24 protein-coding genes and 1 pseudogene are annotated in these 24,484 nt (G+C 71.8%); 12 read left to right on the top strand and 13 right to left on the bottom strand.

From position 1 onward, the window contains the following. Window positions 1–57 precede the first annotated feature (57 nt). From LZ604_RS10365 to LZ604_RS10355, 3 genes are all read left to right on the top strand, one after another. Window positions 58–1,824 (top strand): trypsin-like peptidase domain-containing protein, encoded by a 1,767-nt coding sequence (locus tag LZ604_RS10365; protein ID WP_234514308.1) that lies wholly within the window; start codon window positions 58–60, stop codon window positions 1,822–1,824. A gap of 198 nt (window positions 1,825–2,022) precedes the next feature. After that, a complete protein-coding gene (locus tag LZ604_RS10360) occupies window positions 2,023–2,469 on the top strand; it encodes a sec-independent translocase (protein WP_234514307.1) in 447 nt (148 codons plus the stop codon). 242 nt (window positions 2,470–2,711) lie between these two features. Further along, the gene (locus LZ604_RS10355; RefSeq protein ID WP_234514306.1) at window positions 2,712–3,371 is read left to right on the top strand and encodes a hypothetical protein; all 660 of its coding nucleotides are present in this window, start codon (window positions 2,712–2,714) and stop codon (window positions 3,369–3,371) included. A 320-nt stretch (window positions 3,372–3,691) separates the two neighbouring features. Here the strand turns inward: LZ604_RS10355 and LZ604_RS10350 are convergent, their stop codons facing one another. From LZ604_RS10350 to LZ604_RS10340, 3 genes are read right to left on the bottom strand one after another with little or no spacing between them, the layout of a single operon-like run. Continuing rightward, window positions 3,692–4,825: an Mrp/NBP35 family ATP-binding protein gene (locus tag LZ604_RS10350; RefSeq protein WP_234514305.1), complete on the bottom strand. Its 1,134-nt coding sequence runs from the start codon at window positions 4,823–4,825 to the stop codon at window positions 3,692–3,694. 43 nt (window positions 4,826–4,868) lie between these two features. Beyond that, window positions 4,869–5,447 carry a DUF1003 domain-containing protein gene (locus LZ604_RS10345; RefSeq protein ID WP_234514304.1) on the bottom strand — a complete coding sequence of 193 codons (579 nt, stop codon included), beginning with the start codon at window positions 5,445–5,447 and terminating at the stop codon, window positions 4,869–4,871. Then, complete coding sequence (locus LZ604_RS10340) at window positions 5,437–6,717, bottom strand: magnesium transporter MgtE N-terminal domain-containing protein (protein WP_234514302.1); 1,281 nt, start codon at window positions 6,715–6,717, stop codon at window positions 5,437–5,439. Before LZ604_RS10340 ends, LZ604_RS10345 begins: the two co-directional genes overlap by 11 nt. A gap of 175 nt (window positions 6,718–6,892) precedes the next feature. Between LZ604_RS10340 and LZ604_RS10335 the strand changes: the two genes are divergently transcribed. After that, window positions 6,893–7,648, top strand: a complete 756-nt coding sequence (locus LZ604_RS10335; RefSeq protein WP_234514300.1) for a hypothetical protein — start codon at window positions 6,893–6,895, stop codon at window positions 7,646–7,648. A gap of 67 nt (window positions 7,649–7,715) precedes the next feature. Here the strand turns inward: LZ604_RS10335 and LZ604_RS10330 are convergent, their stop codons facing one another. Together LZ604_RS10330 and LZ604_RS10325 are read right to left on the bottom strand one after the other, a co-directional pair. Continuing rightward, window positions 7,716–8,246: a hypothetical protein gene (locus LZ604_RS10330; RefSeq protein ID WP_234514298.1), complete on the bottom strand. Its 531-nt coding sequence runs from the start codon at window positions 8,244–8,246 to the stop codon at window positions 7,716–7,718. 22 nt (window positions 8,247–8,268) lie between these two features. Continuing rightward, on the bottom strand, window positions 8,269–9,384 hold the full coding sequence (locus tag LZ604_RS10325) for a magnesium and cobalt transport protein CorA (protein WP_234514296.1): 1,116 nt from the start codon (window positions 9,382–9,384) through the stop codon (window positions 8,269–8,271). A 540-nt stretch (window positions 9,385–9,924) separates the two neighbouring features. Between LZ604_RS10325 and LZ604_RS10320 the strand changes: the two genes are divergently transcribed. After that, complete coding sequence (locus tag LZ604_RS10320; RefSeq protein ID WP_234514294.1) at window positions 9,925–10,521, top strand: suppressor of fused domain protein; 597 nt, start codon at window positions 9,925–9,927, stop codon at window positions 10,519–10,521. Between the two features lie 218 nt (window positions 10,522–10,739). Here LZ604_RS10320 and LZ604_RS10315 read toward each other — a convergent pair. Next, window positions 10,740–10,910 (bottom strand): annotated as a pseudogene (locus LZ604_RS10315) (MFS transporter); the annotation flags it as partial. 82 nt (window positions 10,911–10,992) lie between these two features. Here LZ604_RS10315 and LZ604_RS10310 point away from each other — a divergent pair. The 3 genes from LZ604_RS10310 to LZ604_RS10300 all read left to right on the top strand — a co-directional run bounded on the left by LZ604_RS10310 (window position 10,993) and on the right by LZ604_RS10300 (window position 13,409). Further along, window positions 10,993–11,634, top strand: coding sequence for a DUF6758 family protein (locus LZ604_RS10310; protein ID WP_234514292.1), 642 nt, complete (start codon window positions 10,993–10,995; stop codon window positions 11,632–11,634). Window positions 11,635–11,752: 118 nt separating this feature from the next. Continuing rightward, on the top strand, window positions 11,753–12,640 hold the full coding sequence (locus tag LZ604_RS10305; protein ID WP_234514291.1) for a PHP domain-containing protein: 888 nt from the start codon (window positions 11,753–11,755) through the stop codon (window positions 12,638–12,640). 163 nt (window positions 12,641–12,803) lie between these two features. Then, on the top strand, window positions 12,804–13,409 hold the full coding sequence (locus LZ604_RS10300) for a MarC family protein (protein WP_234514290.1): 606 nt from the start codon (window positions 12,804–12,806) through the stop codon (window positions 13,407–13,409). Between the two features lie 103 nt (window positions 13,410–13,512). Here LZ604_RS10300 and LZ604_RS10295 read toward each other — a convergent pair whose 3' ends face one another. Continuing rightward, window positions 13,513–13,665, bottom strand: a complete 153-nt coding sequence (locus tag LZ604_RS10295) for a DUF8834 family protein (protein ID WP_234514289.1) — start codon at window positions 13,663–13,665, stop codon at window positions 13,513–13,515. 277 nt (window positions 13,666–13,942) lie between these two features. Between LZ604_RS10295 and LZ604_RS10290 the strand changes: the two genes are divergently transcribed. Then, window positions 13,943–14,839, top strand: coding sequence for an NYN domain-containing protein (locus tag LZ604_RS10290; protein WP_234514288.1), 897 nt, complete (start codon window positions 13,943–13,945; stop codon window positions 14,837–14,839). Window positions 14,840–14,882: 43 nt separating this feature from the next. On the opposite strand, the gene LZ604_RS10285 is transcribed toward LZ604_RS10290, so the two are convergent. Further along, window positions 14,883–15,755, bottom strand: coding sequence for an alpha/beta fold hydrolase (locus tag LZ604_RS10285; protein WP_234514287.1), 873 nt, complete (start codon window positions 15,753–15,755; stop codon window positions 14,883–14,885). Between the two features lie 123 nt (window positions 15,756–15,878). Beyond that, a complete protein-coding gene (locus LZ604_RS10280) occupies window positions 15,879–18,275 on the bottom strand; it encodes a DEAD/DEAH box helicase (RefSeq protein ID WP_234514286.1) in 2,397 nt (798 codons plus the stop codon). Window positions 18,276–18,601: 326 nt separating this feature from the next. Here LZ604_RS10280 and LZ604_RS10275 point away from each other — a divergent pair, with 326 nt between their 5' ends. Beyond that, window positions 18,602–19,339, top strand: a complete 738-nt coding sequence (locus tag LZ604_RS10275) for a ferritin-like fold-containing protein (RefSeq protein ID WP_234514285.1) — start codon at window positions 18,602–18,604, stop codon at window positions 19,337–19,339. Window positions 19,340–19,413: 74 nt separating this feature from the next. Here the strand turns inward: LZ604_RS10275 and LZ604_RS10270 are convergent, their stop codons facing one another. The 4 genes from LZ604_RS10270 to LZ604_RS10255 form a co-directional block, all read right to left on the bottom strand. Next, window positions 19,414–19,683 (bottom strand): hypothetical protein, encoded by a 270-nt coding sequence (locus LZ604_RS10270; RefSeq protein WP_234514284.1) that lies wholly within the window; start codon window positions 19,681–19,683, stop codon window positions 19,414–19,416. 213 nt (window positions 19,684–19,896) lie between these two features. Further along, entirely contained in the window at window positions 19,897–20,124 is a 228-nt protein-coding gene (locus LZ604_RS10265; protein WP_234514282.1) for a DUF3107 domain-containing protein, read from the bottom strand. Window positions 20,125–20,360: 236 nt separating this feature from the next. Then, window positions 20,361–21,005 (bottom strand): TetR/AcrR family transcriptional regulator, encoded by a 645-nt coding sequence (locus LZ604_RS10260; RefSeq protein WP_234514281.1) that lies wholly within the window; start codon window positions 21,003–21,005, stop codon window positions 20,361–20,363. A gap of 422 nt (window positions 21,006–21,427) precedes the next feature. Beyond that, complete coding sequence (locus LZ604_RS10255) at window positions 21,428–21,658, bottom strand: Rv3202a family protein (protein ID WP_234514370.1); 231 nt, start codon at window positions 21,656–21,658, stop codon at window positions 21,428–21,430. Between the two features lie 223 nt (window positions 21,659–21,881). Between LZ604_RS10255 and LZ604_RS10250 the strand changes: the two genes are divergently transcribed. Then, window positions 21,882–22,916 (top strand): alpha/beta fold hydrolase, encoded by a 1,035-nt coding sequence (locus LZ604_RS10250; protein WP_234514280.1) that lies wholly within the window; start codon window positions 21,882–21,884, stop codon window positions 22,914–22,916. A gap of 170 nt (window positions 22,917–23,086) precedes the next feature. Continuing rightward, entirely contained in the window at window positions 23,087–24,367 is a 1,281-nt protein-coding gene (locus LZ604_RS10245) for a DUF3152 domain-containing protein (RefSeq protein ID WP_267971203.1), read from the top strand. The last annotated feature ends 117 nt before the right edge of the window (window positions 24,368–24,484 follow it).

The raw sequence follows: 24,484 nt of genomic DNA, 5'->3' as shown, positions 1-24,484 counted from the left end.
CGACGATCGAGCGGCGACCGTCGGCGCCGTCGTGCCGGGGCCGGGTGTGGGGAGAGCATGAGCGAGGAGAGGCCGGACCCTGCGGGCGGCGCCGAGCAGGAGACGCCCGAGGGGCGGGACGGCGCGGGCATTCGGTCCGGGGCCTCGGACGGCGGCTCCGGCGGTGACTACGAGCTGAGCCCGCCCGTCGACGCCCGGACGCGCGGCGAAGCCTGCGCCGAAGGGGACTTCGGACCGGAGCGCCCGACGGCGGCCGTGCCGCCCGCCACGTCGCCCGGCACCTCGTCCGGGCCGTCGGATTCCGGTGCGGTGTCCGCCGGGCTCATCGGCGGTGTCCCCGGCGCCGAGGAGCCCGCCGGAGGCCCGGACCCCGAGGCGAGCGCCGACGCCCCCGCCGACCGCCCGCGGCCCCTTCACGACCCCGACCCCTACGACACCCCGCCCTACGGCACACCGGGCCCCTGGGCCCCTGCCCCGCCGGTCGGGCATCCGGCAGCGCCTCCGGCCCCGCCCGTCGGGCATCCGGCCCCGCCCGTGGGGCACCCGGCCCCGTCGGTCGGGCACCCCGCAGCGTCTCCCGCCCCGCCGGTCGGGCACCCGGCAGCGCCTCCCGCCCACGGCGGACACACCCCCTGGCAGCACTACGATCCCTGGGCGCCACGGGCCCCCTTCCAGCAGAACGGTGCCCGCGTCGCCGCCCGGGAGCCGCGGAGCGGTCGGCTCCGGGGGAGGCTCGTGCTCGGGGCCGTACTGATCGCGCTCGTCTCCGGAGGGGTCGGCGGTGCCGTCGGCGCCGCGCTGGAGCTGGGCGGCGGCCTGCCGGGGGACGTCCGGTTGCCGCAGGCCGGGAAGGAGCCCACGGGGCGAGCCCCGGACAGCGTCGCCGGGATCGCCGCCCGCGCGCTGCCCAGCGTCGTGACCCTGCATGTCAAGGGCAACGGCACCGAGGACACCGGCACCGGGTTCGTCCTCGACCGCCGCGGACACATCCTGACCAACAACCACGTCGTCCAGCCCGCGGGGGCGAACGGCGAGATATCGGTGACGTTCAACGGCGGCGAAACCGCCAAGGCCACCGTCGTCGGCCGCGACACCGGCTACGACCTCGCCGTCGTCAGGGTCGGCGGTGTCCGGGGCCTGAACCCCCTGCCCCTCGGCAACTCCGACAACGTCCAGGTCGGCGACCCGGTCGTGGCCATCGGCGCGCCCTTCGACCTCGCCGGCACGGTCACCTCCGGGATCATAAGCGCCAAGGAACGGCCCATCACGGCGGGCGGTGAGAAGGGCGACGGCAGCGATGTGTCGTATGTGGACGCCCTGCAGACCGACGCCCCGATCAACCCCGACAACTCCGGCGGCCCCCTTCTCGACGCCCGGGGCCGGGTCGTCGGCATCAACTCCGCGATCCGCTCGGCCGACGACAGCCCCGACCAAAACAGCGGGGCGGGTTCCATCGGACTCGGCTTCGCGATCCCCGTCAACCAGGCCCGACGCGTCGCCGAGGAGCTGATCAACACCGGCAGGGCCACCCACCCCGTGATCGGCGTGACGCTCGACATGGACTTCGGGGGAGACGGTGCCCGCGTCGCCGCCAAGGGCACCGACGGCGGCCCCGCGGTCACCCCGGGGGGACCCGGCGACAGGGCCGGTATCAGACCCGGTGACGTGATCACGGAGGTCGAGGGGGCGCGTGTCCACTCCGGGGAGGAACTGATCGTCAAGACCCGCGCGCACCGCCCCGGCGACCGTCTGAAGCTCACCGTGGTCCGCGACGGCGGGACCCGGACGATCACGCTTGTCCTCGGCTCCGCCAACGGCAGCTGACGCCGGCCGGACGGAGACACACACGAAAGCCGCCCCCATGGCAAACATCCCGGAAAACCCGACGTGTACACGCGGCCGGACGGACCGGCACGGTACCGATCCGACGGAAACGCCGGGTACCGTGGATCCGGCCCGGACCACGGAAGACCCGCCCGACCACCGAGGGCCGCGGACCGAGGACCTCGCAAGGAGCTTCAGGTGTTCAATGACATAGGACCGCTCGAGCTGGTGACGCTCGTTGTCCTTGCCGTGCTCGTCTTCGGTCCGGACAAGCTCCCGAAGATGATCCAGGACGTCACACGCACCATCCGGAAGATCCGGGAGTTCTCGGAGAGCGCCAAGCAGGACATCCGCAACGAGCTGGGCCCCGAGTTCAAGGACTTCGAGTTCGAGGACCTCAACCCCAAGACGTTCATCCGCAAGCAGATGGAGAACGACGAGCTGGGGCTGAAGGAGATCCGCAACGGCTTCGACCTGAAGAGGGAGATGGCCGAAGTCACGGACGCGGTGCATGGCCGCGAGTCCGACTCTCCGTCGTCCCCGTCCTCCGCGTCGTCCCCGGCCGGCGGCACCGTCGACATGACGAAGAAGCCCGAGAAGGCGGGCCCCGACGAGCGCCCGCCGTTCGACGCGGACGCCACCTGAGCCACCCACGGACGCCGCCGGCGGCGGTGCCCGGCCGGTCGCGACGTGACGCAGGCCATACACCGATCGGCGCGCGGGCGGCGGTATTGCGACGTCCAAGGGGACGTACGCGCCGGGCGTTTCCCTGCGGTTCGGATCGCTGTGGCTATGCTGCCCAGTTGTTGTGCGGACCGTTTGGAGCGACGACGCCCGTGGGGGGCGGGCCGCTCGAGTCCGACGAGAGCGAGGAGGCGTCCGGGCAGATGGAGACGACGAGTCGGGTGGACGTGCAGGCGCCCGCCGCGGAGGGCGGAGCGCGGCTCCCCTTCGCCCGGGGCACGGTCGACGGTTACCTGAAGGCGTCCTTCCCGTGGTACGGCCTCGACGAGGCGTTCACGGGCCCGCGCTGGCTGATGCAGGTGGGCACCGCCGCCGACGGGGTCGTGGAGCACGGTTCGGTCGGGCACGGTGACGAGCCCTCCGTACGCCACGAGGCCACCGAGGACAAGGAGCGGTTCGCGGTCGTGGTGACGGTCGCCGCCAACCCCGTACGGCGCAGCGCTGACGGCACGGGGGTGCTGGAGGCCACCTCGGTCTCCTCCGCGGCCTGGCTGGCCGGTGTGGGCCTGCTGTCGTTCACCTGGCCCGGCCAGCTGGACCACAGCCTGCGGGACGACTGGCTCGACCAGCAGACCGAGACGGCGTGGGTCCTCGCGGACGACCTGGTCGGCCCCGCCTGGTCCACCCTGTCCCTGCCCGTGGACGGCGTGCCCACGCCGTTCCACTACCGCGAGTCCGAGTTCGGCTGGGTCCTCGCCGGGTCCACCCAGGCAGGGGTGCACGTGGGGGCGTACGGCCGGGGCATGAGCGCCTACGGACTGGGCTTCGCGATGATCAAGGACATCCACGGCTACGTCGCCTAGCGGACGTCCGGGGAAGGGGGCGCCGTCACCGCGACGGCGTTCCCCGTAGGCCGTCCCGCAACCATCGACCCAGGCAGAGCCGAGCAGACGCGGCCCATGGCGTCCAGCGTTCGTACAGTGGCGCGCTCCACCTGTGCAGCACAGTGCGTGGGTCGCCAAGTTGTGGGTCGCCAAGTTCTGGGCGGGCTTATGACCGGCCCGGGCCGTCTCGGGGCCGTCGGAGGGTGCTCAGCGACAACCAACGCTGACAAACGTCGACGGCTCCGCCGCTGGTCAAACGGTTGACCAAGGACGGAGCCGCAGATCGCAGACGTGCGATGTCAGAACTTGTTCTTCGGGGTGATCCCCAGCGACAGACCCGACAGGCCCCGCTGCCGGCCCCCGAGCTTGCCCGCGATCGAGCGCAGGGCCGAGCCCGCCGGGGAGTCCGGGTCCGTCAGGACCACCGGCCTGCCATCGTCGCCGCCCTCGCGGAGGCGGACGTCGATGGGGATGGAGCCGAGGACCGGAACCGTCGTACCGGTCGTGCGGGTGAGGCCGTCGGCGACCGTCTGGCCCCCGCCCGTGCCGAAGACGTCCACCATCTCGCCGCAGTGCGGGCAGGGCAGCCCGGACATGTTTTCGACCACGCCCACGATCTTCTGGTGGGTCTGCACGGCGATGGCGCCTGCCCGCTCCGCCACCTCGGCGGCCGCCTGCTGCGGGGTGGTCACCACCAGGATCTCGGCGTTCGGGATCAGCTGGGCCACCGAGATCGCGATGTCGCCCGTGCCGGGCGGCAGGTCGAGCAGCAGCACGTCGAGGTCGCCCCAGAACACGTCCGCGAGGAACTGCTGGAGTGCGCGGTGCAGCATCGGGCCGCGCCAGACGACCGGCGCGTTGCCCGGGGTGAACATGCCGATCGAGATGACCTTCACGCCGTTCGCCTGGGGCGGCATGATCATGTTCTCGACCTGGGTGGGACGGCCGTCCACGCCCAGCATGCGCGGCACGCTGTGGCCGTAGATGTCGGCGTCGACGACGCCGACCTTCAGCCCGTCGGCCGCCATCGCCGCCGCCAGGTTCACCGTCACCGAGGACTTGCCGACCCCGCCCTTGCCGGAGGCCACCGCGTACACCCGGGTCAGGTTGCCGGGCTTGGCGAAGGGGACCTCGCGTTCGGCCTGGCCGCCGCGCAGGGCGGACGCCAGTTCGCGCCGCTGCTCGTCGCTCATCACGTCGAGCGTGACGTCGACCCGGGTGACACCGTCCACGCGGGAGACCGCGTCGGTGACACGCTGGGTGATCGTGTCGCGCATGGGGCAGCCGGAGACCGTCAGGTACACGGTGACCGCGACCGCTCCGTCCGCGCCGATCTCCACCGATTTGACCATCCCCAGCTCGGTGATGGGTCGCTGGATCTCGGGGTCGTTCACCGTCGCCAGTGCTTCGCGCACCGCGTCTTCCGTAGCCATAAGCATGATGGTACGGCGCCCGCCGGGGCCCTCGGAAAGCCCGTCAGCGGTCGTCTACATCACGTCCGCGCGCGTGTTCCGCCGGGAATACGACGTGCCCGTCGGGACGCCGGTACTCCTCCAGCTCTCTCATCAGGTCCTGGAGCTCGGAGCGGATCCAGTCGCGGGTGGCCACTTCGCCGAGCCCGCTGCGCAGCGCGGCGACCTCCCGGGTCAGATACTCGGTGTCCGCGATCGACCGCTCGTTCTGCTTGCGGTCCTGTTCGAGGTTGACCCGGTCGCGGTCGTCCTGGCGGTTCTGCGCCAGCAGGATCAGCGGGGCCGCGTAGGAGGCCTGCAGGGACAGCATCAGCGTCAGGAAGATGAACGGATACGGGTCGAAGCGCAGGTGGTGCGGGGCGGAGACGTTCCACACCAGCCAGATGATGATGACGAACGTCATCCAGACGATGAACCGCCCGGTCCCCAGGAAGCGGGCGATCCGCTCCGACAGGCGTCCGAAGGCCTCCGGGTCCCACTCCGGCAGGACCCGGGTGCGCCGGGGCTGCGGCTGGTCGAGCCGGAGGCGGGCACGGGTGGCGGCGGTCGCGCCGGAGGGCGTCTTCTCGCGGTCAGGTGCCATGTGCGGCCCCCTCGTCGCTCAGGTCGAACTCCGTCTCGCGCCAGTCATCGGGGAGCATGTGGTCCAGTACGTCGTCCACGGTCACCACGCCGAGCAGCGAGCCGGACTCGTCGACCACGGGCGCCGCGACCATGTCGTAGGTCGCGAAGAACCCGGCCACGACCGGCAGCGGGGCGTCCGGTGCCAGTGACTGCAGGTCGTCGTCGACGAGAGCGCTGACGAGGGTGTACGGCGGATCGCGCAGCAGCCGCTGGAAGTGCACGGTTCCCAGGTACTTGCCGGTGGGCGTCTCGTCCGGAGGGCGGCAGACGTACACCTGGGCGGCGAGGGCGGGGGACAGGTCCGGATTGCGGACCTGGGCGAGCGCGTCGGCGACGGTCGCGTCGGGCCGCAGCACGACCGGCTCGGTGGTCATCAGGCCGCCCGCGGTCTTCTCCTCGTACGCCATCAGCCGGCGCATCTCGGCCGCGTCGGCGGGCTGCATCAGACTCAGCAGCCGTTCCTTCTCGTCCTCCGGCAGCTCGGCGAGCAGGTCGGCGGCGTCGTCCGGGTCCATCGCCTCCAGGACGTCGGCGGCGCGCTCCTTGCGCAGCTTGCCGAGGATCTCGATCTGGTCGTCCTCGGGGAGCTGCTCGAGGACGTCGGCGAGCCGGTCGTCGTCGAGGGCCGCGGCGACCTCGGCGCGGCGCTTGGCGGAGAGATGGTGCAGGACGTTGGCGAGGTCGGCGGGCCGCAGCTGTTCGAAGGTGGCCAGCAGGCTCTCTGCGCCCTGCCCCTGTTCCACCAGGGAGAACCCGGTGACGGCGGACCACTCGACGGTCAGTGTCTCGCCCTTGCTGCGCCGGAACGCCCCGCCCTTGCCCTTGCGCACGAAGACCTTGTCGACCTCCCATTCCCGGCGGGCCGGCAACTGCTGCACGGAGAGGTCGAGGACGGTGACCTCCTCGCCGGACTCCACGAGCGTGACGCGGAGGTCGAGCAGCTCCCCGAAGACGAGCCGCTCGGTGGGCCGCTGCTCGAAGCGGCGCACGTTCACCACGCCGGTGGTGATGACCTGGCCGGACTCGATGCCGGTCACCCGGGTCATGGGCAGGAAGATGCGCCGGCGGGTGGTGAGTTCGACGACCAGCCCGAGCAGCCGCGGGGGACGCCGCCCCACGCGCAGCATGACGACGAGGTCGCGCACGCGTCCCACCTGGTCGCCGTTGGGGTCGAAGACGGCGACACCGGCCAGGTGCGAGACGAAGATGCGAGGGGCGCCAGCCGCCATGCCCGCCGCCTCCTGTTCCTGCCGCTTTATCCGTTGGGGTGGGCTTCAGGCTAGCCCGTCCCGTTGTCGTACGCCCTGGCGAAAGGCGCGGAGGGACTGACTCCGGAAGGCCCCACGGGCACCGGTACTCTGCGGTACGCCGATGAGGACACCCGCACGAGAGGCAGCCCCGCCCGTGACTGCAATCCCCCAGGGCCGTACCCGCAGGGCCGCACTGGTGAGCGTGATGTGCGCGCTGGTCGTGACGGGAACGGGTCTCGTGGGGTGCAGTGGCGGCAACCCGGACGCGGGGACCAATGGGGTCGGGAAGCTGCCCGCCGACAAGATCCAGAGCCGGACGCGGACGGCGGCGAAGTCCGCGTCGGCGCTGCGGCTGTCGGGGACCGTGGTCAGCAACGGCGCCACGTACACGCTGGACATGCGGCTGAAGGGCGACGGAGGCACCGGGTCGGTCACCTCGAAGAACGGAACGTTCCGGGTGCTGCGGGTGGGCGAGCGCCTGTTCCTCAAGGCCGATGCCGCGTTCTGGAACCGCGAGGACGGCAAGGGGGGCGGCGCCGGCTCGTCGGCCGCCGCGCACAAGCTCGACGGCAAGTACGTCAAGGTGCCGGCCGGTGACCCGGCCTACCGGCGCTTCAGCGGGTTCACCGACAAGGACGTGCTGCTCGACGGGCTGCTCACGCTGCACGGCACCCTCGCGACGGACGGCCACCACGAGCAGAACGGCGTCCGTACGATCCGTATCAGCGGCGACAAGGGCTCCGGCGGCACCCTGGACGTCTCCCTGGAGGGCGCCCCCTATCCGCTGCTCCTGGTACGCGCCGGCAACGCGGGGACCCTCCGTCTGACGGACTGGGGCAAGGACTTCACGCTGACGGAGCCGCCGAAGAGCGCGACGGTCGACTACGGCAAGCAGCTGCCGTCGTCCTGAGGCGCGCCGGCCTGTGGGGCGGGCCTCCCCGGGCCGGCCGGGGCAGGCCCGGGGAGGCTCCGTGCGGCTAGCGTCGCTTGCGCCGCAGGAGCCGTGGCAGGGCCGCCGGGATCGGGTGGCGGGTCACGGCAGGGCTCGGTGGCGGGGGCGCGGCCTGGGAGTCGGACGGCAGCGGGACGGTCGCGCCCCGCGGCTCCAGACGCAGCACCCGGCATGTGCGCCGCCAGCGCTCGGGCATCTCCTCGCCGTCGGGGGCGTTCAGCCGCTTGCCCTTCAGCTCGGCGACCGCGCCCTCCCACTCCGGCGATCCCGGCGTCAGCTCCACCACCCGCGCGGGCCAGGTGACGATCCGGCCGCCCTTGTCCTTGCTGCGGACGGTGACGACCGCCTCGCCCCCGTCGGCGAGGCCGGGCAGCGGTTGCTCACCGGGGCCGTCGCCCACCACGCACGCCGCGCCGTCGTGCCACACATGCCACAGCGCACGCGCGGGGGAGACCTGGGCGGGCGCGCCGGCGGACGACGCGCCCTGGACCCAGATCAGCCCGGACTTCTTGGTGGACTCCTCGACGAGGGCCCTCTCGAGCAGCTCGCTTGTCATGCGCTCAGCCTAGTCGGGCTCTTCACAGCCAGCCGTTCCGCTTCAGTGTGCGGTGGATGCCGAGACAGATGGCCACCGTGATGCCCATGATCACCGGGTAGCCGTACTTCCAGTGCAGCTCGGGCATGTACGTGAAGTTCATGCCGTACACCCCGCAGACCATCGTCGGAACGGCGATGATCGCCGCCCACGCCGTGATCTTGCGCATGTCCTCGTTCTGAGCGACGGACGCCTGCGCCAGATTCGCCTGGAGGATCGAGTTCAGCAGCTCGTCGAAGCCGAGGACCTGCTCCTGCACCCGGGCGAGGTGGTCGGCGACGTCGCGGAAGTACTTCTGGATGTCGGGGTCGATCAGCCGCATCGGCCGCTCGCTCAGCAGCTGCATCGGCCGCAGCAGCGGCGCCACGGCCCGCTTGAACTCCATCACCTCGCGCTTGAGCTGGTAGATCCGGCTCGCGTCGGTGCCCCGGGGCGTCCCCTTCCGGCCGGGCGAGAACACCTCCGTCTCGACGTCGTCGATGTCGTCCTGCACCGCGTCCGCCACCGCGATGTAGCCGTCGACGACGTGGTCGGCGATCGCGTGCAGCACGGCCGACGGGCCCTTGGCCAGCAGCTCGGGCTCCTCCTGCAGCCTGCGCCGCAGCGTCCGGAGCGAGCCCTGCCCGCCGTGCCGGACGGTGATGAAGAAGTCCCGCCCGGTGAAGCACATGACCTCACCGGTCTCCACCACCTCGCTGGTGGCGGTCAGCCGGTCGTGCTCGACGTAGTGGATGGTCTTGAAGACGGTGAAGAGGGAGTCGTCGTACCGCTCCAGCTTGGGGCGCTGGTGCGCCTGCACCGCGTCCTCGACGGCCAGCGGGTGCAGCCCGAACTCGCTTGCGATTCCGGCGAATTCCGCATCCGTCGGCTCGTGCAGGCCGATCCACACGAAACCCCCGTCGCGCCGCACCAGCCGCATCGCCTCGTGCGGGGTCAGCGGCTGCGGGGTCTGCACACGGACCCCGTCGCGGTAGACGGCGCAGTCGACGACGGCGGACGGCGTCGCGGGGTCACGCGTGGCGTCGTACGTGCTGATGTCCTTGCGCAGCGAGGGGCGGGAGGGGCGGACCACGGCGCGCAGGTCACGAATCATCGACATGGGCAGGCTCCTTCGCAACGGGCAACGAAGACGCCGACGACGGGTGGAACTGCCCGGAATGGGGACGTCCTGACGGGTCGTCTCCCGCCTTTTCGGCAGGGGAGGTTTGGCACGTCCACAAAGCGGGGAGCACCGCACCGTCGCGGTGGCGGGCTTCGTTACTGGTTCAGATCAGACAGATCAGGTGAAACGAAACGAAGTGCTCTTCCGTGGTGCACGGAGGGATCCTGTGCGGATCCCCGGGGATCCGCACGAAAACGCTGCGCGCGGGAGATGAGGTGGCAGCCGGCAGGAGCAGCTACATCAGCGGTCGGAAGAGCGGGTGGTACTGCACGGTCGACTTCGATCCATGCCAGCCCCACCTCCTCCGGCCGGTCCCTGGTGAGGGACGATCCATTCCCCCGTAGGGGAGCCTCACGGTGTCCGGGACTCGATCGCACCGCTTCTGCGTGCTGCCCGAAATCACCGGCCAACAGTATCAGCCGACCGAAGTGTCAAGGCGCCGCTTTGCCTCGTGCTGACGAGTTCTATGCTCGCCGCATGGTCGATGTTCTTCCTCTGGTCGAGGCCCGGTTGCACACCGCGCTCGGCGAACCGGACGCCCGCGCGGCCGTCACCTTCCTCGGCACGGACCGTATCGAGGTGCTGCGTTTCCGGGACGACTCCCCGGAAGGCGTCGTCCTGCGTTACGCCACTCTCGGCATGTCCGCCCAGCCGATGACGGACCCCGCCGCGATGCTCGCCGACCCCGCCAAGGGGCCCCGGGCCGAGCTGGTCCTCTCCGTCCGAGGCGGCCGCGCCGACACCGACAAGGTGCTCCGCCCGCTCGCCGTTCTGGCCGCGTCCCCGCAGGTCGAGGGGGTGGTGGTGGCTCCCGGCGCCTCGCTGGACGTGGGCGAGCCGCTGTGGCCCGGGGCCCCGTTCACCTCCGTCCTGGTCGCCGAGCCGGGCGGTCTGGTCGAGGACCTGGAGCTGGATGCGCCCCTCGACCCCGTACGGTTTCTGCCGCTGCTGCCGATGACCCCGAACGAGGCCGCCTGGAAGCGGGTGCACGGTGCCCAGGCCCTTCAGGAGCGCTGGCTGACGAACGGGACGGACCTACGGGATCCGTCCCGCGGGTCCGTCCCTCTCGACTGAGGGAGAGGGGGACAAGCTCCGACGCGGAGGTGAGCAAGCTCACCAATCACCGGCCGAAAGTCGCCAGTTGGCAAAGACGGTGACGCCGTCCTCCGCGTCGTATGAGAGCCGCCACCACGAAGGACATGCGGAGGTCGCTCCACTCCTCCGCGGCGCTGCCCGCCCGTCGCCCACCATCACCCTTGCCCGACACGCTTCGCGCGGCCACGGTCGGATTCGCCGCGGATGCGGCTGGAGACGAAGGCGGTCACCGGCATCGCGAGGGCGGTGATGAGGAGGTACGAGGTGAAGAGCAGGGAGACCCGGCTGGGCGAGGCCTGCAGGCCCCGGGCGATGGAGGGCGGGATCGGGTCGGTGAGCCCGATGCCCATGAAGGCGACGCCGGACGCGGCGTGAAGCCGACGTGCGGGCACACGCCGGACGGGTGATCGTCCTTGACGCGGCGCGGGACGGGGAGGACCGTGGGGCCCTATGAGGGGCGAACCCAGTTGCCCGAAGTGTGGTGGCCGGGTCAGGGCTCCCGGACTCTTCGCCGATTCCTGGCAGTGCGATGTGCACGGAAACGTGCACCCGCTGCAGCCCGTGATCCCGCCCAGCGTCGAGGCCCTCAGTGTCGTGGTGCACCGTGCCCGGGTGCCGGTGTGGATGCCGTGGCCGCTGCCGGTGGGCTGGCTGTTCACGGGTGTGGCCTACGCCGGCGACGACCGTAGCGGCGGCCGGGCGACGGCCGTGGCCTGCTCGGGTCCCGGGCCGCTCGGCGGCGTGGGCGAGCTGATCCTCGTCGCCGAGGAACTGGGCGTGGGGCTCGGCGCGCGCTACGCGGGTATCGACGGCCCGGATCCCGGCCCTTATCTGAACGTGGAGAAGCCGCCCCAGGCCAAGGTGCTGGCCGTCGGACGCCCCACCCCGCTGTGGCATGTCTCGGGCACTCCCGAAGACCGGGCGGTGTTCGCGGGCGAGGCGCGCGGCCTGTGGCTGTGGGCCGTCGTCTGGCCCGAGCAGACGGGCATGCTCATGTACGACGAACTGGTGCTGACCGACCTGCGCGACGCGGGCGCGGAGGTGGACCTGCTGCCGATCGGGGCGCTGTCGCCGCGCCTGCTCGCACCATGAGCCGCGGGGGCTGGTGCGCGTAGGGGGCGCCTCCGGGCTGCGGGTGTGACAGGGGTGCCGGAAATCCCGTTATCCTTGAGCGTCCCCTTCCGTCCCGTCACCGCCTGGAGTCCGTGTCGTGCGCATCGATCTGCACACCCACTCCACCGCGTCCGACGGTACGGACACCCCGGCCGAGCTGGTGCTGCGCGCCGCCGCCGAGGGACTCGACGTCGTCGCCCTCACCGACCACGACACCACCCGAGGCCACGCGGAGGCGCTCGGGGCGCTGCCCGAGGGCCTGACCCTCGTCACCGGCGCCGAACTCTCCTGCCGGTGGAACGGCATCAGCATGCACATGCTGGCCTACCTCTTCGACCCGGAGGAGCCCGACCTGCTCGCCGAGCGCGAGCTGGTGCGGGACGACCGGGTGCCGCGGGCCCACGCCATGATCGCCAAGCTCCGGGAGCTGGGCGTGCCGATCACGTGGGAGCAGGTGGCCCGCATCGCCGGCGAGGGCTCGGTCGGCCGACCGCACATCGCCTCCGCCCTGGTCGAGCTCGGGGTCGTGGACAGCGTCTCGGACGCCTTCACGCCCCAGTGGCTGGCCGACGGCGGGCGGGCCTACGTCGAGAAGCACGAGACGGATCCCTTCGAGGCGATCCGGCTGGTCAAGGCCGCGGGCGGGGTCACCGTCTTCGCGCACCCGGCCGCCTCGAAGCGGGGGCGCACCGTGCCGGAGTCCGCCATCGCCGACCTCGCCGCCGCCGGGCTCGACGGTATCGAGGCCGACCATATGGACCACGATGCGGCGACCCGGGCGCGGCTGCGCGGCCTCGCCCGCGAGCTGGGACTTCTCGCCACGGGCTCCTCCGACTACCACGGCAGCCGCAAGACGTGCGTCCTCGGCGAGTACACCACCGACCCGGAGGTGTACGGGGAGATCACCCGGCGGGCCACCGGAGCATTCCCGGTGCCGGGCACCGGCGGAGACCGCGGTACTACCGGCGGACGCCGGAGCCTCTAGCCCTCCGGAGCGGTCCAGCCCCTCGGTAACCCCCTGCCCTCGAGGCGCCCGGCACACGCCGCCGTGCCTCCGCCTCCGCGCGTTCGCGCGCACCTCCTCTGGCCGTACCCCCTTCTCCATCCCGTTGTCTCCTCCTTCCCGCATCTCGTCGCAAGGCCCCCCAATGTTCGACGTCGCCGTCTTCGGTTCCCTCTTCCTCACCCTCTTCGTGATCATGGATCCCCCCGGGATCACCCCGATCTTCCTCGCGCTCACCGCCGGACGGCCCGGCAAGGTGCAGAGGCGGATGGCCTTCCAGGCCGTCTGCGTGGCCGGCGGTGTCATCGCCGTCTTCGGCGTGCTCGGCCACCAGATCCTGAACTATCTGCACGTCTCCGTGCCCGCGCTGATGATCGCGGGCGGGTTGCTGCTCCTGCTCATCGCCCTCGACCTGCTCACCGGCAAGACGGACGAGCCGAAGCAGACCAAGGACGTCAATGTCGCCCTTGTGCCGCTCGGCATGCCGCTGCTGGCGGGCCCCGGCGCGATCGTCTCGGTGATCCTGGCGGTCCAGAAGGCCGACAGCGTGGGCGCCCAGGTGTCCGTGTGGGCGGCGATCCTTGCGATCCACGTCGTGCTGTGGCTGGTCATGCGCTACTCGCTGCTGATCATCCGCGTGATCAGGGACGGCGGTGTGGTGCTGGTGACCCGGCTCGCGGGCATGATGCTCTCCGCGATCGCCGTGCAGCAGATCATCAACGGGGTCACCCAGGTCGTCCGCGCCGGCTGAGCGCCGCCCGGACGGCTCCCGGGGCCGGCGCCCGGAACGCGCGGAGCCCCGTACGGACATGCCGTACGGGGCTCCGAAGTCTCAGACGGTCGTGCGTTCCCGGTTATGAAGCGGACTGGCCGGCCGGGCGGATCCAGAGTCGCTGTCCGATGGCGGCGGCCTGCTGAACGATCTGCTTGACGGAGGCGGCGTCTACGACGGTGGTGTCCACGGCCGTACCGTCGACGTCATCGAGTCGCATGATTTCGAAGCGCATGGGGCTTCTCCCTTCGTCTGGTCATCCTCCTGAGGAGAACTACTGGTGGCGGAGCGTGGGCGGCAGTGCCCTCGTCCGTAGAGAGTCAACGGGATGCGTGTTACAAACATTCCCTACGCTAAGGAAATTTTTCGAGTCGCTAATTACTGACCGGTAAGTCCCGGGGGCGCCGGTAAGTCCCGGGGAAGGCCGCCGGGCGCAGGGTGCGATCGTCTTCACGGGGCACCGACCGGGATCGGTTGTGTTCGCAGCGTGACCACCGGGACAATGGAGGCATATGAACGACGACCTGGCGGCGCTCGGCGCCCGTATCGACCGCACGAACGAGTTGCTCCAGCGCATGCTCGCCGAGGTGGCGAAGACGCCCTCGACCCATGCGATCTTCGTCGACGCCGGCTATCTGTACGCGGCCACGGGACGGCTCGTCGCCGGGACGGAAGACCGCCGGGCCTTCGACCTCGACGCCGAGGGGCTGATCGAGGCCCTCATCGACAAGGCGCGCTCGATCTTCGCGGACAGCCGCTTGCTGCGTGTGTACTGGTACGACGGCGCGCGCCGCCGGATCCACACGGCGGAACAGCAGTCCATCGCCGAACTTCCCGATGTCAAGGTGCGGCTCGGCAACCTCAACGCCAACAACCAGCAGAAGGGCGTCGACTCCCTGATCCGGACCGATCTGGAGTCGCTGGCCCGGCACCGGGCCATCAGCGACGCGGCCCTCATCGGCGGCGACGAGGACCTGGTCTCGGCGGTCGAGGCGGCGCAGGGGTACGGGGCGCGGGTTCACCTGTGGGGGATCGAGGCGCCCGAGGGCCGCAACCAGGCGGAGCCGCTGCTGTGGGAGGTCGACAGCCAGCGCACCCTCGAACTCGAGTTCTTCAAGCCCTATGTGAGCCGCCGGACGGCCGCGGCGTACGAGGCGTCCTCCGCGGCCCGTCCCACCCGTGAGGACGTCCGCTTCGTGGGCGCCCAGATCGCGGCGAAGTGGCTGGCGGCGCGGGGCCGGGCGGCGCTGGCGGAGCTGCTGCCCGGACACCCGTACCTGCCCGGCTCCGTCGACCAGGACCTGCTGGTGGAGGCGGAGGGTCTTCTCCAGTACTCCCTGCGCGGCCAGTCGGACCTGCGGCGCGCGCTGCGGGACGGCTTCTGGGAGCACGTGCAGGGGCAGTACTGACGGCTTCGGTACCGGGTGCGGGAGCGGAGCGGGTGACCGGCGGCTAGGGGTGCCGGTCCCAGAAGGCGGCGAGGGCTTGGGCCGTCGGTTCGGGGCGGTCGGTGTTGGGGGAGTGCTCCGCGTGCGGTACGACCGTGCGGTGGGCACCCAGCCGGGCGGCCATGTCGTCCAACAGGGGGATCGGCCAGGTGTCGTCGCGGTCGCCGGACAGGACGTGCACGGGCAGGCCGACGGCGGCCAGCTCGGCCACCCGGTCGGGCTCCTCGCACAGTTGCCGGCCCGTCGCCAGAAGCTGGGCGGGGCTGTTGCCGAGCCAGCGGCGGCGCAGATCCTCCCCGTCGGCGAGGAGTCCCTCGTCGATGTCCGCGGCGCCGGGCTCCTCGGGCGGCTCCATGGCCTGGATGGCATCCCACACTTCGGCCATGTCCATGACGGTGAGGGCGTCGCGCAGCAGCTTCACGCGCTGCTGCTGGGAAACGGAGATCTGGGCCGGGCCCGACGCCATGAGGGTCAGCGACGCGAAGGGGGAGGCGTCGAGGAGGACGGCGGCCCTGGCGATCTGACCGCCGAGGGAGTGTCCGAGCAGATGCACGGGCGTGGCCACGGCGTGTGCCTGCGCGATCACGTCCCGGGCCAGCTCGGCCTGCGCGTACGGCGCCTCGTCGTCCCGGGAGCCGGGGGACTCGTACTGCCCCCGCCCGTCGACGGCGACCGTCCGGTACCCGGCCGCCGCGAGCAGAGGCTGCACGACGATGAAGTCCTCCTTGCTTCCGGTGAAGCCGGGGAGCAGGAGGGCGGTCCCCCGCACCCGCGAGGTCGCCGCGTCCGCCTCGAGCACGGCGAACTCCCCGCGGTCCGTGGAGAGCATGTGCGCCCGGACACCGGGGGGCGGGACGAAGCTGGGGGGACGACTCATGGGGGGAGGTTACCGGGCGGTTGGGTGACGGCGGGGGGGCGGGTGACGGTCCGGTACACGGAGCGCCGAGCACACCGATGGCCCGCCCCCGGCATGGGGACGGGCCATCGTGGTCCCACCGGCTCAGCCCTCGGCGGGCTGTGCGGCCTTGCGCGTACGGCGGCGCGGCTTGGCCTCCGCGTCGTCGGCCTGCGCCGGGATCTCCGCCTCCGCGGCGGCCGCCTTGCGGGTGCGGCGCCGGGGCTTGACCTCGGCCTCCTCGGTCACCTGAGCGGGAATCGCGGCATCGGCGGCGGCGACGGCCTTGCGGGTGCGGCGGCGCGGCTTGGCCTCCGCGGCCTCCGCGGCCTCCGCGGTGTCCACGGCAGCCTCGGCGGGAGCCGGAGCCGCTTCCGCGGCCTTGCGGGTGCGGCGGCGCGGCTTCGCCTCGGCGGCCTCCGCGGTGTCCACGGCAGCCTCGGCCGTCTTGCGTGTACGCCGCGGCTTGGCCGGAGCCTCGCCCTCGGCCGTGTCCACAGCGGCCTCGGCGGTCTTGCGGGTGCGGCGGCGCGGCTTGGTCTCCGTCGCCTCGGCGGTGTCCGCGGCGACCGTCTCCACCACGGTCTCCGCGGCCTTGCGGGTGCGGCGGCGCGGCTTGGCCTCCGCGGCCTCGGTGGTGTCGACGGCGACCGTCTCCACCACGGCTTCCGCGGCCTTGCGGGTGCGGCGGCGCGGCTTGGCCTCGGTGGCCTCCGCGGTGTCCACGGCCGTCTCCGCGGCGGGAGCCGCCTCCGCGGTGCCGACGGTGGCCTCGGAGGTGTCCGCGGCGACCGTCTCGACCACGGTCTCCGCGGTCCTGCGGGTGCGGCGGCGGCGCGGCTTGACCGGCTCGGCAGTGTCCGCCACGGCCTCGGCCGCCTCCGGCGCCGTCGGCTCCACCGTCTCGGTCACCGTGGCATCCGGCTCCGGCGCCACCCCGCCGCGCGTACGGCGACGGCGGCGCGGCGTGCGCGGCTCCACGGCCCCGGCCGTGTCGTCCGGCGTGTCCGTGGCGGTCGGGGCCTCGGCCTCGGTGGCGGCCGGTGTGTCGAGCGGTGCCCCGCTCCGGGTACGGCGACGGCGGCGCGGCGTACGCGCCGGACGCTCGGATTCTGCTTCCGCGGGCGGGACCGAGCCGCGGCGGCCGCGCGGCCCCCGGCCGCCCGTCTCGCCGAGGTCCTCCAGCTGCTCCGCGGCGAGCCCCGCACGCGTGCGCTCCGCGCGGGGCAGCACACCCTTCGTGCCCTCGGGGATACCGAGGTCGGCAAAGAGGTGCGGGGAGGTGGAGTAGGTCTCCACCGGGTCGTTGAAGTCCAGCTCCAGCGCCTTGTTGATCAGCTGCCAGCGCGGGATGTCGTCCCAGTCGACCAGCGTGATCGCGGTACCGGACGCGCCCGCACGGCCCGTACGGCCGATGCGGTGCAGGTAGGTCTTCTCTTCCTCGGGAGACTGGTAGTTGACGACGTGCGTGACGCCCTCGACGTCGATGCCGCGCGCGGCCACGTCGGTGCACACGAGCACGTCCACCTTGCCGTTGCGGAAGGCCCGCAGCGCCTGCTCGCGCGCGCCCTGGCCCAGGTCGCCGTGGACCGCGCCGGACGCGAAGCCGCGCCGCTGGAGCTGCTCGGCGATGTCGGCCGCCGTCCGCTTCGTACGGCAGAAGACCATCGCCAGTCCGCGGCCCTCGGCCTGCAGGATGCGGGCGACCATCTCGGGCTTGTCCATGGAGTGCGCGCGGTAGACGAACTGCTTGATGTTCGCGACCGTCGCGCCCTCGTCGTCCGGCGCCGTCGCACGGATGTGCGTGGGCTGCGACATGTAGCGGCGGGCCAGACCGATGACCGCGCCCGGCATCGTCGCCGAGAACAGCATGGTCTGCCGCTTGGCCGGCAGCATGTCCATGATCTTCTCGACGTCGGGCAGGAAGCCCAGGTCGAGCATCTCGTCGGCTTCGTCGAGGACCAGGCACTTGACGTGCTTCAGGTTCAGCTTCTTCTGGCCGGCCAGGTCCAGCAGGCGGCCCGGGGTGCCGACGATCACGTCGACGCCCTTCTTCAGGGCCTCCACCTGGGGCTCGTACGCCCGGCCGCCGTAGATCGCCGTGACCCGCACATTGCGCACCTTGCCCGCGGTGAGCAGGTCGTTGGTGACCTGGGTGCACAGCTCACGGGTGGGCACGACGACGAGCGCCTGGGGGGTGTCGGTGAGGGCCTCGGGCTTGGCGCGGCCCGCCTCGACATCGGCGGGAACCGTCACGCGCTCGAGGAGCGGGAGGCCGAATCCGAGCGTCTTTCCGGTGCCGGTCTTGGCCTGGCCGATGACGTCGGTGCCCGAGAGGGCTACAGGGAGCGTCATCTCCTGGATGGGGAAGGGATGGACGATGCCGACGGCCTCCAGGGCCTCGGCCGTCTCGGGAAGGATTCCGAGTTCTCGAAAAGTCGTAGTCAGGGTGCTGCCTCTTCTGTGTACGCGGTGCGAGGCGAGCGCGAGGGTCGTGACCATGCCGGATGACGTCGGCCGCTTGGGGGACGGGCCTGTGGCAGGGGACCACTCCGACGCTCCAGCGCTCGTACCGCTGAGGGTCCCTCCGGGTGCCGTACGCACGGTGCCGTACGGCCGAGGAGGGCTGTCGGGTCGGAGCCGATCGGGCCACCGACCGGGCATCCTCATACATGCGGCCCGTCGAGATACGTCAACGTACTCAGCAGGCGCATTACCACCATACCCCGGAATCACGCACACGCGATGGCCGATTCGGTCACGTAGTCGTCGTCACACTGATTGACCAGGGACTTCCGAGGGGCGGTGAGCGGGCTATTGTGCGCTTCATGACCACGCCTGACAACGCCCCCGAGGCATCCGCCGAACCCACCGGAGTCGCCGCCCAGGACTGGGCGACGGCCTCTGTCGATCCCCAGTACCGTGCCGCGGTCGTGGACCTGCTCGGCGCCCTGGCGTACGGGGAGCTGGCGGCGTTCGAACGTCTCGCGGAGGACGCGAAGCTCGCGCCCACGCTCGCGGACAAGGCGGAACTGGCCAAGATGGCGTCCGCCGAGTTCCACCACTTCGAGCAGATCCGGGACCGGCTGACCGAGATCGGCGTCGGGCCCACCGAGGCGATGGAGCCGTTCGTCGCGGCGTACGACAGCTTCCACAAGCAGACGGCGCCCTCGGACTGGCTGGAGGGGCTCGTCAAGGCATACGTGGGCGACTCGATCGCCAGCGACTTCTACCGTGAGGTCGCGGCCCGCCTCGACACCGACACGCGCGGGCTCGTGCTCGCCGTGCTCGACGACACCGGGCACGCCAGCTTCGCCGTCGAGAAGGTGCGCGCCGCCATCGAAGCCGAGCCGCGCGTGGGCGGCCGTCTTGCGCTGTGGGCGCGGCGGCTCATGGGCGAGGCACTGTCGCAGTCGCAGCGTGTGGTCGCGGAGCGGGACGCGCTGTCGACCATGCTCGTCGGCGGTGTCGCGGACGGCTTCGACCTCGCCGAGGTCGGCAGGATGTTCTCGCGGATCACCGAGGCGCACACGAAGCGGATGGCGGCGCTGGGCCTGGCCGCCTGACGACGTTTCCCCACGCTCGGCGGCCCGGCCGCCGAGCGTGCCGTCAGAGTCTGCGTGGGCGCCGGCTTCCGGCCTCAGGCCGTCGCCGACCGGCGCCGAAACCGCTCCGCCGGCCGCAGCAGCAGCGACAGTGAGGCCGCGGAGACGACCAGGGCACCCAGAAGGACCACCAGGAGTCCCGCGGCACCCAGGGCGCTGTGGGTGACGAAGGCGCCGAAGAGGGCTCCCGCCACGCCCGTCGAAAGCACCAGGGCCCGGGCCGGCAGGCGGTGCGGCAGCCGGTACGCGGCAGCCCATGCCAGGGCGAATCCGAGGACGGCGGAGCCGAGCGCTTCCAAGAACATGAGCGGTTCCCTCCCGCACGGCTGCTGCCAGGGCAAATCGGTCGTAGCCGGTCCTACCCGTGGCGCGCGGAAGACAATCCTCGGCTGTGCGCCGGATGTGCTCCATCCGTGCACGCCGCATCGGGGCGGAGGGCCGGACGCCCCTGCGGCGACGGGACGGGAAAGGGGCCCGGCGCCGTGCGCCACCGAGCCCCTCCACTGCTCCGTTCGGATCTACAGCGTGCCGAAGCCCACCTTGCGCGGGGCCGGCTCGCCGATCTCCACGTACGCGAGACGGTCGGCCGGGACCAGGAGCTTGCGGCCGTGCTCGTCCACGAGGCTCAGCAGAGCCGACTTGCCCGACAGCGCCTCGGCCACGACGTGCTCCACCTCCTCGGCAGTCTGACCGCTCTCCAGCACGATCTCGCGAGGCGCGTGCTGCACGCCGATCTTGACCTCCACGGCTTTGTCCCTCCGACGGTCAGTGATGTGCGCGGCCGTCCGCGCCGTACCAGCACACATTAGCCCGGTGAGGGGACGCACACGCTCTGCCCCGGAACGCCAGGAGCGAACAGCCGACGGGAACAAAAAACCGTGCGGCCCCACCCGGTGGGGCCGCACGGTCCAGCTCAGTGGTGCCGCACGGTCCGGCTCAGTGGTGCCGCACGGTCCGGCTCACTGGTGTCGCACGGTGCGGCTCACTGGTGCTGCTCGCTGTTGTACAGCGGGAAGCCCGCGATGCCCCGCCAGGCGAGTGACGTCAGCAGCTGCACCGCCTGGTCGCGCGGCACGCTGCGGTCGCTGTGCAGCCAGGAGCGCGCCACGACCTGTGCGAGGCCACCGAGCCCGGAGGCCAGCAGCATCGACTCGGCCCGCGACAGGCCCGTGTCCTCGGCGATGACGTCGCAGATCGCCTCAGCGCACTCGTGCGTCACCTTGTCGACGCGCTCGCGCACGGCGGGCTCGTTCGTCAGGTCCGACTCGAAGACGAGCCGGAACGCCCCGCCGTCGTCCTCCACGTACGCGAAGTACGCGTCCATGGTCGCCCGGACACGCTGCTTGTTGTCCGACGTCGACGCCAGCGCGGCGCGCACGGCCTGCAGCAGGGCGTCGCAGTGCTGGTCCAGCAGGGCCAGATAGAGCTCGAGCTTGCCCGGGAAGTGCTGGTAGAGCACCGGCTTGCTGACGCCTGCGCGCTCGGCGATGTCGTCCATCGCGGCCGCGTGGTAGCCCTGTGCCACGAAGACTTCCTGCGCGGCACCCAGCAGCTGGTTCCGTCGGGCACGGCGCGGCAGGCGAGTGCCCCGCGGGCGCGCCGCCTCTGTCTGCTCGATGGCTGTCACGCCGCCTCCCAAAATCGTCCACATGCGGTATGCGCCGCGCCGCCATCGTACTTTTCGGTAACCGTGCTGTGCGCGGTGCGAGCGCAGAATTTCATGGACCGGACGCCGGCAAAACCCCTGCGGAGCGTGCCCAACGGGGATGGGGCGGACAGATCGCCCCCTCGGGGCCGTCCGGCGACAGCCGGCTCTTACCTTGAGTGCCCGGCCTCTTACCTTGCGTGACGTCCCGCCCGGGCCGCTCGGCCCGTCCGGTGTGCCCGACCCGTCCGGCGTAGCCGTCCTCTCCGGCGTGGTCGCCGTCCCGTCTCACCGTTACCGAAACGAAGAGCGATGCCGAAACGAACACCGATACCGACGCGCACACCGATACCCACACGAATACCCACACGAACCCCGATGCCGAGCGCATGTGCCGCCGGGGCTCATCGATAGTCGTCCTCGTCGATGGAGACGACACGCGTCTGCTCCACGAGATCCGCCTCGTTGGCGCGCAGGATGTCCTCCTCGGTCAGTGGTTCGTCCCGCTCCGGGGCAAGCTCCCGGTGCTGATCGGCGGCGTCGTTCTCCGGGGCCTCCACGTCGAGTTCGTCGAGTTCCTCGAGTTCGGTCTCTTCGCCCTCGAACGTCTCGGGATCGGTGGGGTCTACGGCCATCATGGGCTCCCTTCCCAGAACTCCTGGAACGTTCCTGAAGAGGCAGGGTCCACATCCGGGTGCCCCGTTACGAGCCTAGGAGACACCCGATTCGGACGCTATGTGTGGTGAAAGGGGGCTCGTCGCGGTTGGCCGAAGCGTTACGGCGGCCGGTGTGCCGGGCCACGTCGCGTGTGACGGCGAACACATGAGCGTCTGCGTGATCGTCTCGTAACATTGGCCCATGTCTTCGACCGAGTTGCCGTCCGTCCCGGCCGCCACCGTTCTGCCGAGGGTGGCGCCCGTCCGGGTCGAGGAGGGCGAGCGGCTCAGGTCGGTGGAACTGCCCGGGATCACCCTGACGGTGCGGTCCAGGCCACCGCGGCACGCGGACCTGCCGTCCGCGCTGTATGTCCACGGGCTCGGCGGCTCCTCCCAGAACTGGTCCGCGCTGATGGCGCTGCTGGACGGGCTCGTCGACGGCGAGGCCGTCGATCTGCCGGGCTTCGGCGACTCCCCGCCGCCCGACGACGGCAACTACTCCGTCACCGGACACGCGCGCGCGGTCATCCGTTATCTCGACGCGGCCGGACGCGGGCCCGTGCACCTGTTCGGCAACTCGCTGGGCGGAGCCGTCGCCACGCGTGTGGCGGCCGTACGGCCCGATCTCGTCCGTACGCTGACTCTCGTCTCGCCCGCTCTCCCGGAGATCTTCGTGCAGCGCGGCGCGGTGCCGACGGCGCTGCTGGCGGTGCCCGGGGTCGCGGCCCTGTACACCCGGTACACCAGGGGATGGACGCCCGAGCAGCGCGTCCGCGGCGTCACGGCGTTGTGCTACGGCGACCCGGGGCGCGTCACGCCGGAGGGCTTCCGCAACGCCGTCGAGGAGATGGAGCGGCGGCTGCAGCTGCCGTACTTCTGGGACGCGATGGCCCGCTCGGCGCGCGGGATCGTGAACGCCTACACGCTGGGCGGACAGCAGGGGCTGTGGCGCCAGGCGGAGCGGGTTCTGGCGCCGACCCTGCTGGTGTACGGCGGACGGGACCAACTCGTGGCGTTCCGCATGGCGCGGCGTGCGGCGCGCGCCTTCCGCGACTCCCGGCTGCTGACGCTGCCGGAGGCGGGACACGTGGCGATGATGGAGTACCCGGACCTTGTGGCCATGGCCTTCCGTGAACTCCTCGTGGACACCGGTGAGTTGCCGCGGAGCGCGCGCGGCCTCGATGCGGGCGCGGTGCGGGGCGGTTCCGGGTCCCGCGGTGCCGGGGCGGGGAGCTGAGGCGCGGGGTGGGACGACACAGCCGCAAGGGGCGGGGCACCAGGGGCAACAAGGACACGGACACGGGCGCGGTGCCGGGTATACCGGCACCGGCCTCACCCCCGCCCACCTCCGGTACGACACCGCCGCTGACCCGTTCGGCGGCCGAGGCGACGGAACGCCGGGACGCGATGGCACGACCCCGGGAGGCGGCGGCACGCGGCCGGGTGCCGGCGAGGCCGGCTTCTCCACAAGGGGCGCGCCCTGCCGACGGCGCGCCCGCGCAAGGCGTGCGCCGTGCGGCCCAGGGCACTGCGGCCGTGGGCGCCCCGCGTTTCGCCGACGGCACCCCCGCCCACGGCGTGCCCCGCTTTCCGGCCGACGCCACCCCCGCGCACGGCACCCGCCCCGTCCGCGGCGATCACCCCCAGCAGCGTGAACCCGGCGGTGGCTGGGGCGACTTCGGGAGCGGCACCGGGTCCACGGGGGCGGCCCAAGCCGCGCCCACCGGCCGCCCCGTGCCCCGGATTCCACGCCAGCGGACGCAGAGCGGGCCCCGCCAGGACTATCTCGACGCCTTCGAACAGGACGCTTCCCCCCGCCGGGTCACGGAGAACCCGGCCGACGGCCCGGCGGCGACCGAGGGCGGTGCCGAACCCCGCAGAGGATCCGGCAGGGGACGTACCTTCGCCGGTATCGCCGCCGCCGCGGTCACCACCGCGCTCGCCGTCGTCGTCGCCCTTCAGGTCGCCGGAGGACACGGCGGCGCCGCCGCGCGCTCGCAGTCACCCACCGGCCAGGCCCGTGACACCCACGGCTCCGCCCTCGGCGGCGACGGCACCCGGCCGTCCGCCTCGCCCAGCGCCACGCCGCTGACGTACGAGCAGGCCATGGGCCGGACGTACCCGCTCGGCGCCACGCTGAAGGGCCCGGGCAGGTTCGCCGCCGTCCCCGGCTTTGCCAAGGCGCCCGGCACCGGGCGGAAGTACACCTACCGCGTTGACGTGGAGCAGGGGCTCGGCCTGGACGGCCGCCTCTTCGCCGAGGCCGTCCAGAAGACCCTCAACGACGACCGCAGCTGGGCCCATCACGGCGCCCGTACGTTCGAGCGCGTCTCCTCCGGCAAGCCCGACTTCGTGATCACGCTCGCCAGCCCGGGCACCACCGCCTCCTGGTGCGCGAAGTCCGGTCTGGACACCTCGGAGGACAACGTCTCCTGCGACTCGGCCTCCACCGAGCGGGTGATGATCAATGCCTACCGGTGGGCACAGGGTTCCACGACATACGGGGACAAAATTCACGCCTACCGCCAGATGCTGATCAATCACGAGGTCGGCCATCGCCTCGGCTACGGCCATGTCACCTGCGACAAGGACGGCGAGTTGGCGCCGGTCATGCAGCAGCAGACCAAGTTCCTCGACCACGACGGAATCCACTGCCTGCCCAACCCCTGGCCGTACCCCAGGAGTTGACCGGACCCGCTTTCGTCGGGGCCCAGGCGCAGGTCGTCGCCTTGCCGGGTGAACTGCAACGCGAACAGGGGCCCGTGCGCGGCCGAGCGGCGTGGACCGAGCGGCGCGCGGCCCGGG

This window comes from Streptomyces glomeratus, from assembly GCF_021462825.1.
Classification (GTDB): Bacteria; Actinomycetota; Actinomycetes; order Streptomycetales; family Streptomycetaceae; genus Streptomyces; species Streptomyces glomeratus.
Note: the sequence above shows the minus strand (reverse complement) of the source record. Positions and strands in the feature narration are given on the sequence as shown.

Excerpts from the sequence above, each read along its gene's own strand:
- LZ604_RS10365 (WP_234514308.1), top strand. The coding sequence starts at position 58 with ATGAGCGAGGAGAGGCCGGACCCTGCGGGCGGCGCCGAGCAGGAGACG.
- LZ604_RS10355 (WP_234514306.1), top strand. The coding sequence starts at position 2,712 with ATGGAGACGACGAGTCGGGTGGACGTGCAGGCGCCCGCCGCGGAGGGC.
- LZ604_RS10350 (WP_234514305.1), bottom strand. The coding sequence starts at position 4,825 with ATGGCTACGGAAGACGCGGTGCGCGAAGCACTGGCGACGGTGAACGAC.
- LZ604_RS10345 (WP_234514304.1), bottom strand. The coding sequence starts at position 5,447 with ATGGCACCTGACCGCGAGAAGACGCCCTCCGGCGCGACCGCCGCCACC.
- LZ604_RS10340 (WP_234514302.1), bottom strand. The coding sequence starts at position 6,717 with ATGGCGGCTGGCGCCCCTCGCATCTTCGTCTCGCACCTGGCCGGTGTC.
- LZ604_RS10330 (WP_234514298.1), bottom strand. The coding sequence starts at position 8,246 with ATGACAAGCGAGCTGCTCGAGAGGGCCCTCGTCGAGGAGTCCACCAAG.
- LZ604_RS10325 (WP_234514296.1), bottom strand. The coding sequence starts at position 9,384 with ATGTCGATGATTCGTGACCTGCGCGCCGTGGTCCGCCCCTCCCGCCCC.
- LZ604_RS10320 (WP_234514294.1), top strand. The coding sequence starts at position 9,925 with ATGGTCGATGTTCTTCCTCTGGTCGAGGCCCGGTTGCACACCGCGCTC.
- LZ604_RS10310 (WP_234514292.1), top strand. The coding sequence starts at position 10,993 with ATGAGGGGCGAACCCAGTTGCCCGAAGTGTGGTGGCCGGGTCAGGGCT.
- LZ604_RS10300 (WP_234514290.1), top strand. The coding sequence starts at position 12,804 with ATGTTCGACGTCGCCGTCTTCGGTTCCCTCTTCCTCACCCTCTTCGTG.
- LZ604_RS10295 (WP_234514289.1), bottom strand. The coding sequence starts at position 13,665 with ATGCGCTTCGAAATCATGCGACTCGATGACGTCGACGGTACGGCCGTG.
- LZ604_RS10290 (WP_234514288.1), top strand. The coding sequence starts at position 13,943 with ATGAACGACGACCTGGCGGCGCTCGGCGCCCGTATCGACCGCACGAAC.
- LZ604_RS10285 (WP_234514287.1), bottom strand. The coding sequence starts at position 15,755 with ATGAGTCGTCCCCCCAGCTTCGTCCCGCCCCCCGGTGTCCGGGCGCAC.
- LZ604_RS10280 (WP_234514286.1), bottom strand. The coding sequence starts at position 18,275 with ATGGTCACGACCCTCGCGCTCGCCTCGCACCGCGTACACAGAAGAGGC.
- LZ604_RS10275 (WP_234514285.1), top strand. The coding sequence starts at position 18,602 with ATGACCACGCCTGACAACGCCCCCGAGGCATCCGCCGAACCCACCGGA.
- LZ604_RS10270 (WP_234514284.1), bottom strand. The coding sequence starts at position 19,683 with ATGTTCTTGGAAGCGCTCGGCTCCGCCGTCCTCGGATTCGCCCTGGCA.
- LZ604_RS10255 (WP_234514370.1), bottom strand. The coding sequence starts at position 21,658 with ATGGCCGTAGACCCCACCGATCCCGAGACGTTCGAGGGCGAAGAGACC.
- LZ604_RS10250 (WP_234514280.1), top strand. The coding sequence starts at position 21,882 with ATGTCTTCGACCGAGTTGCCGTCCGTCCCGGCCGCCACCGTTCTGCCG.
- LZ604_RS10245 (WP_267971203.1), top strand. The coding sequence starts at position 23,087 with ATGGCACGACCCCGGGAGGCGGCGGCACGCGGCCGGGTGCCGGCGAGG.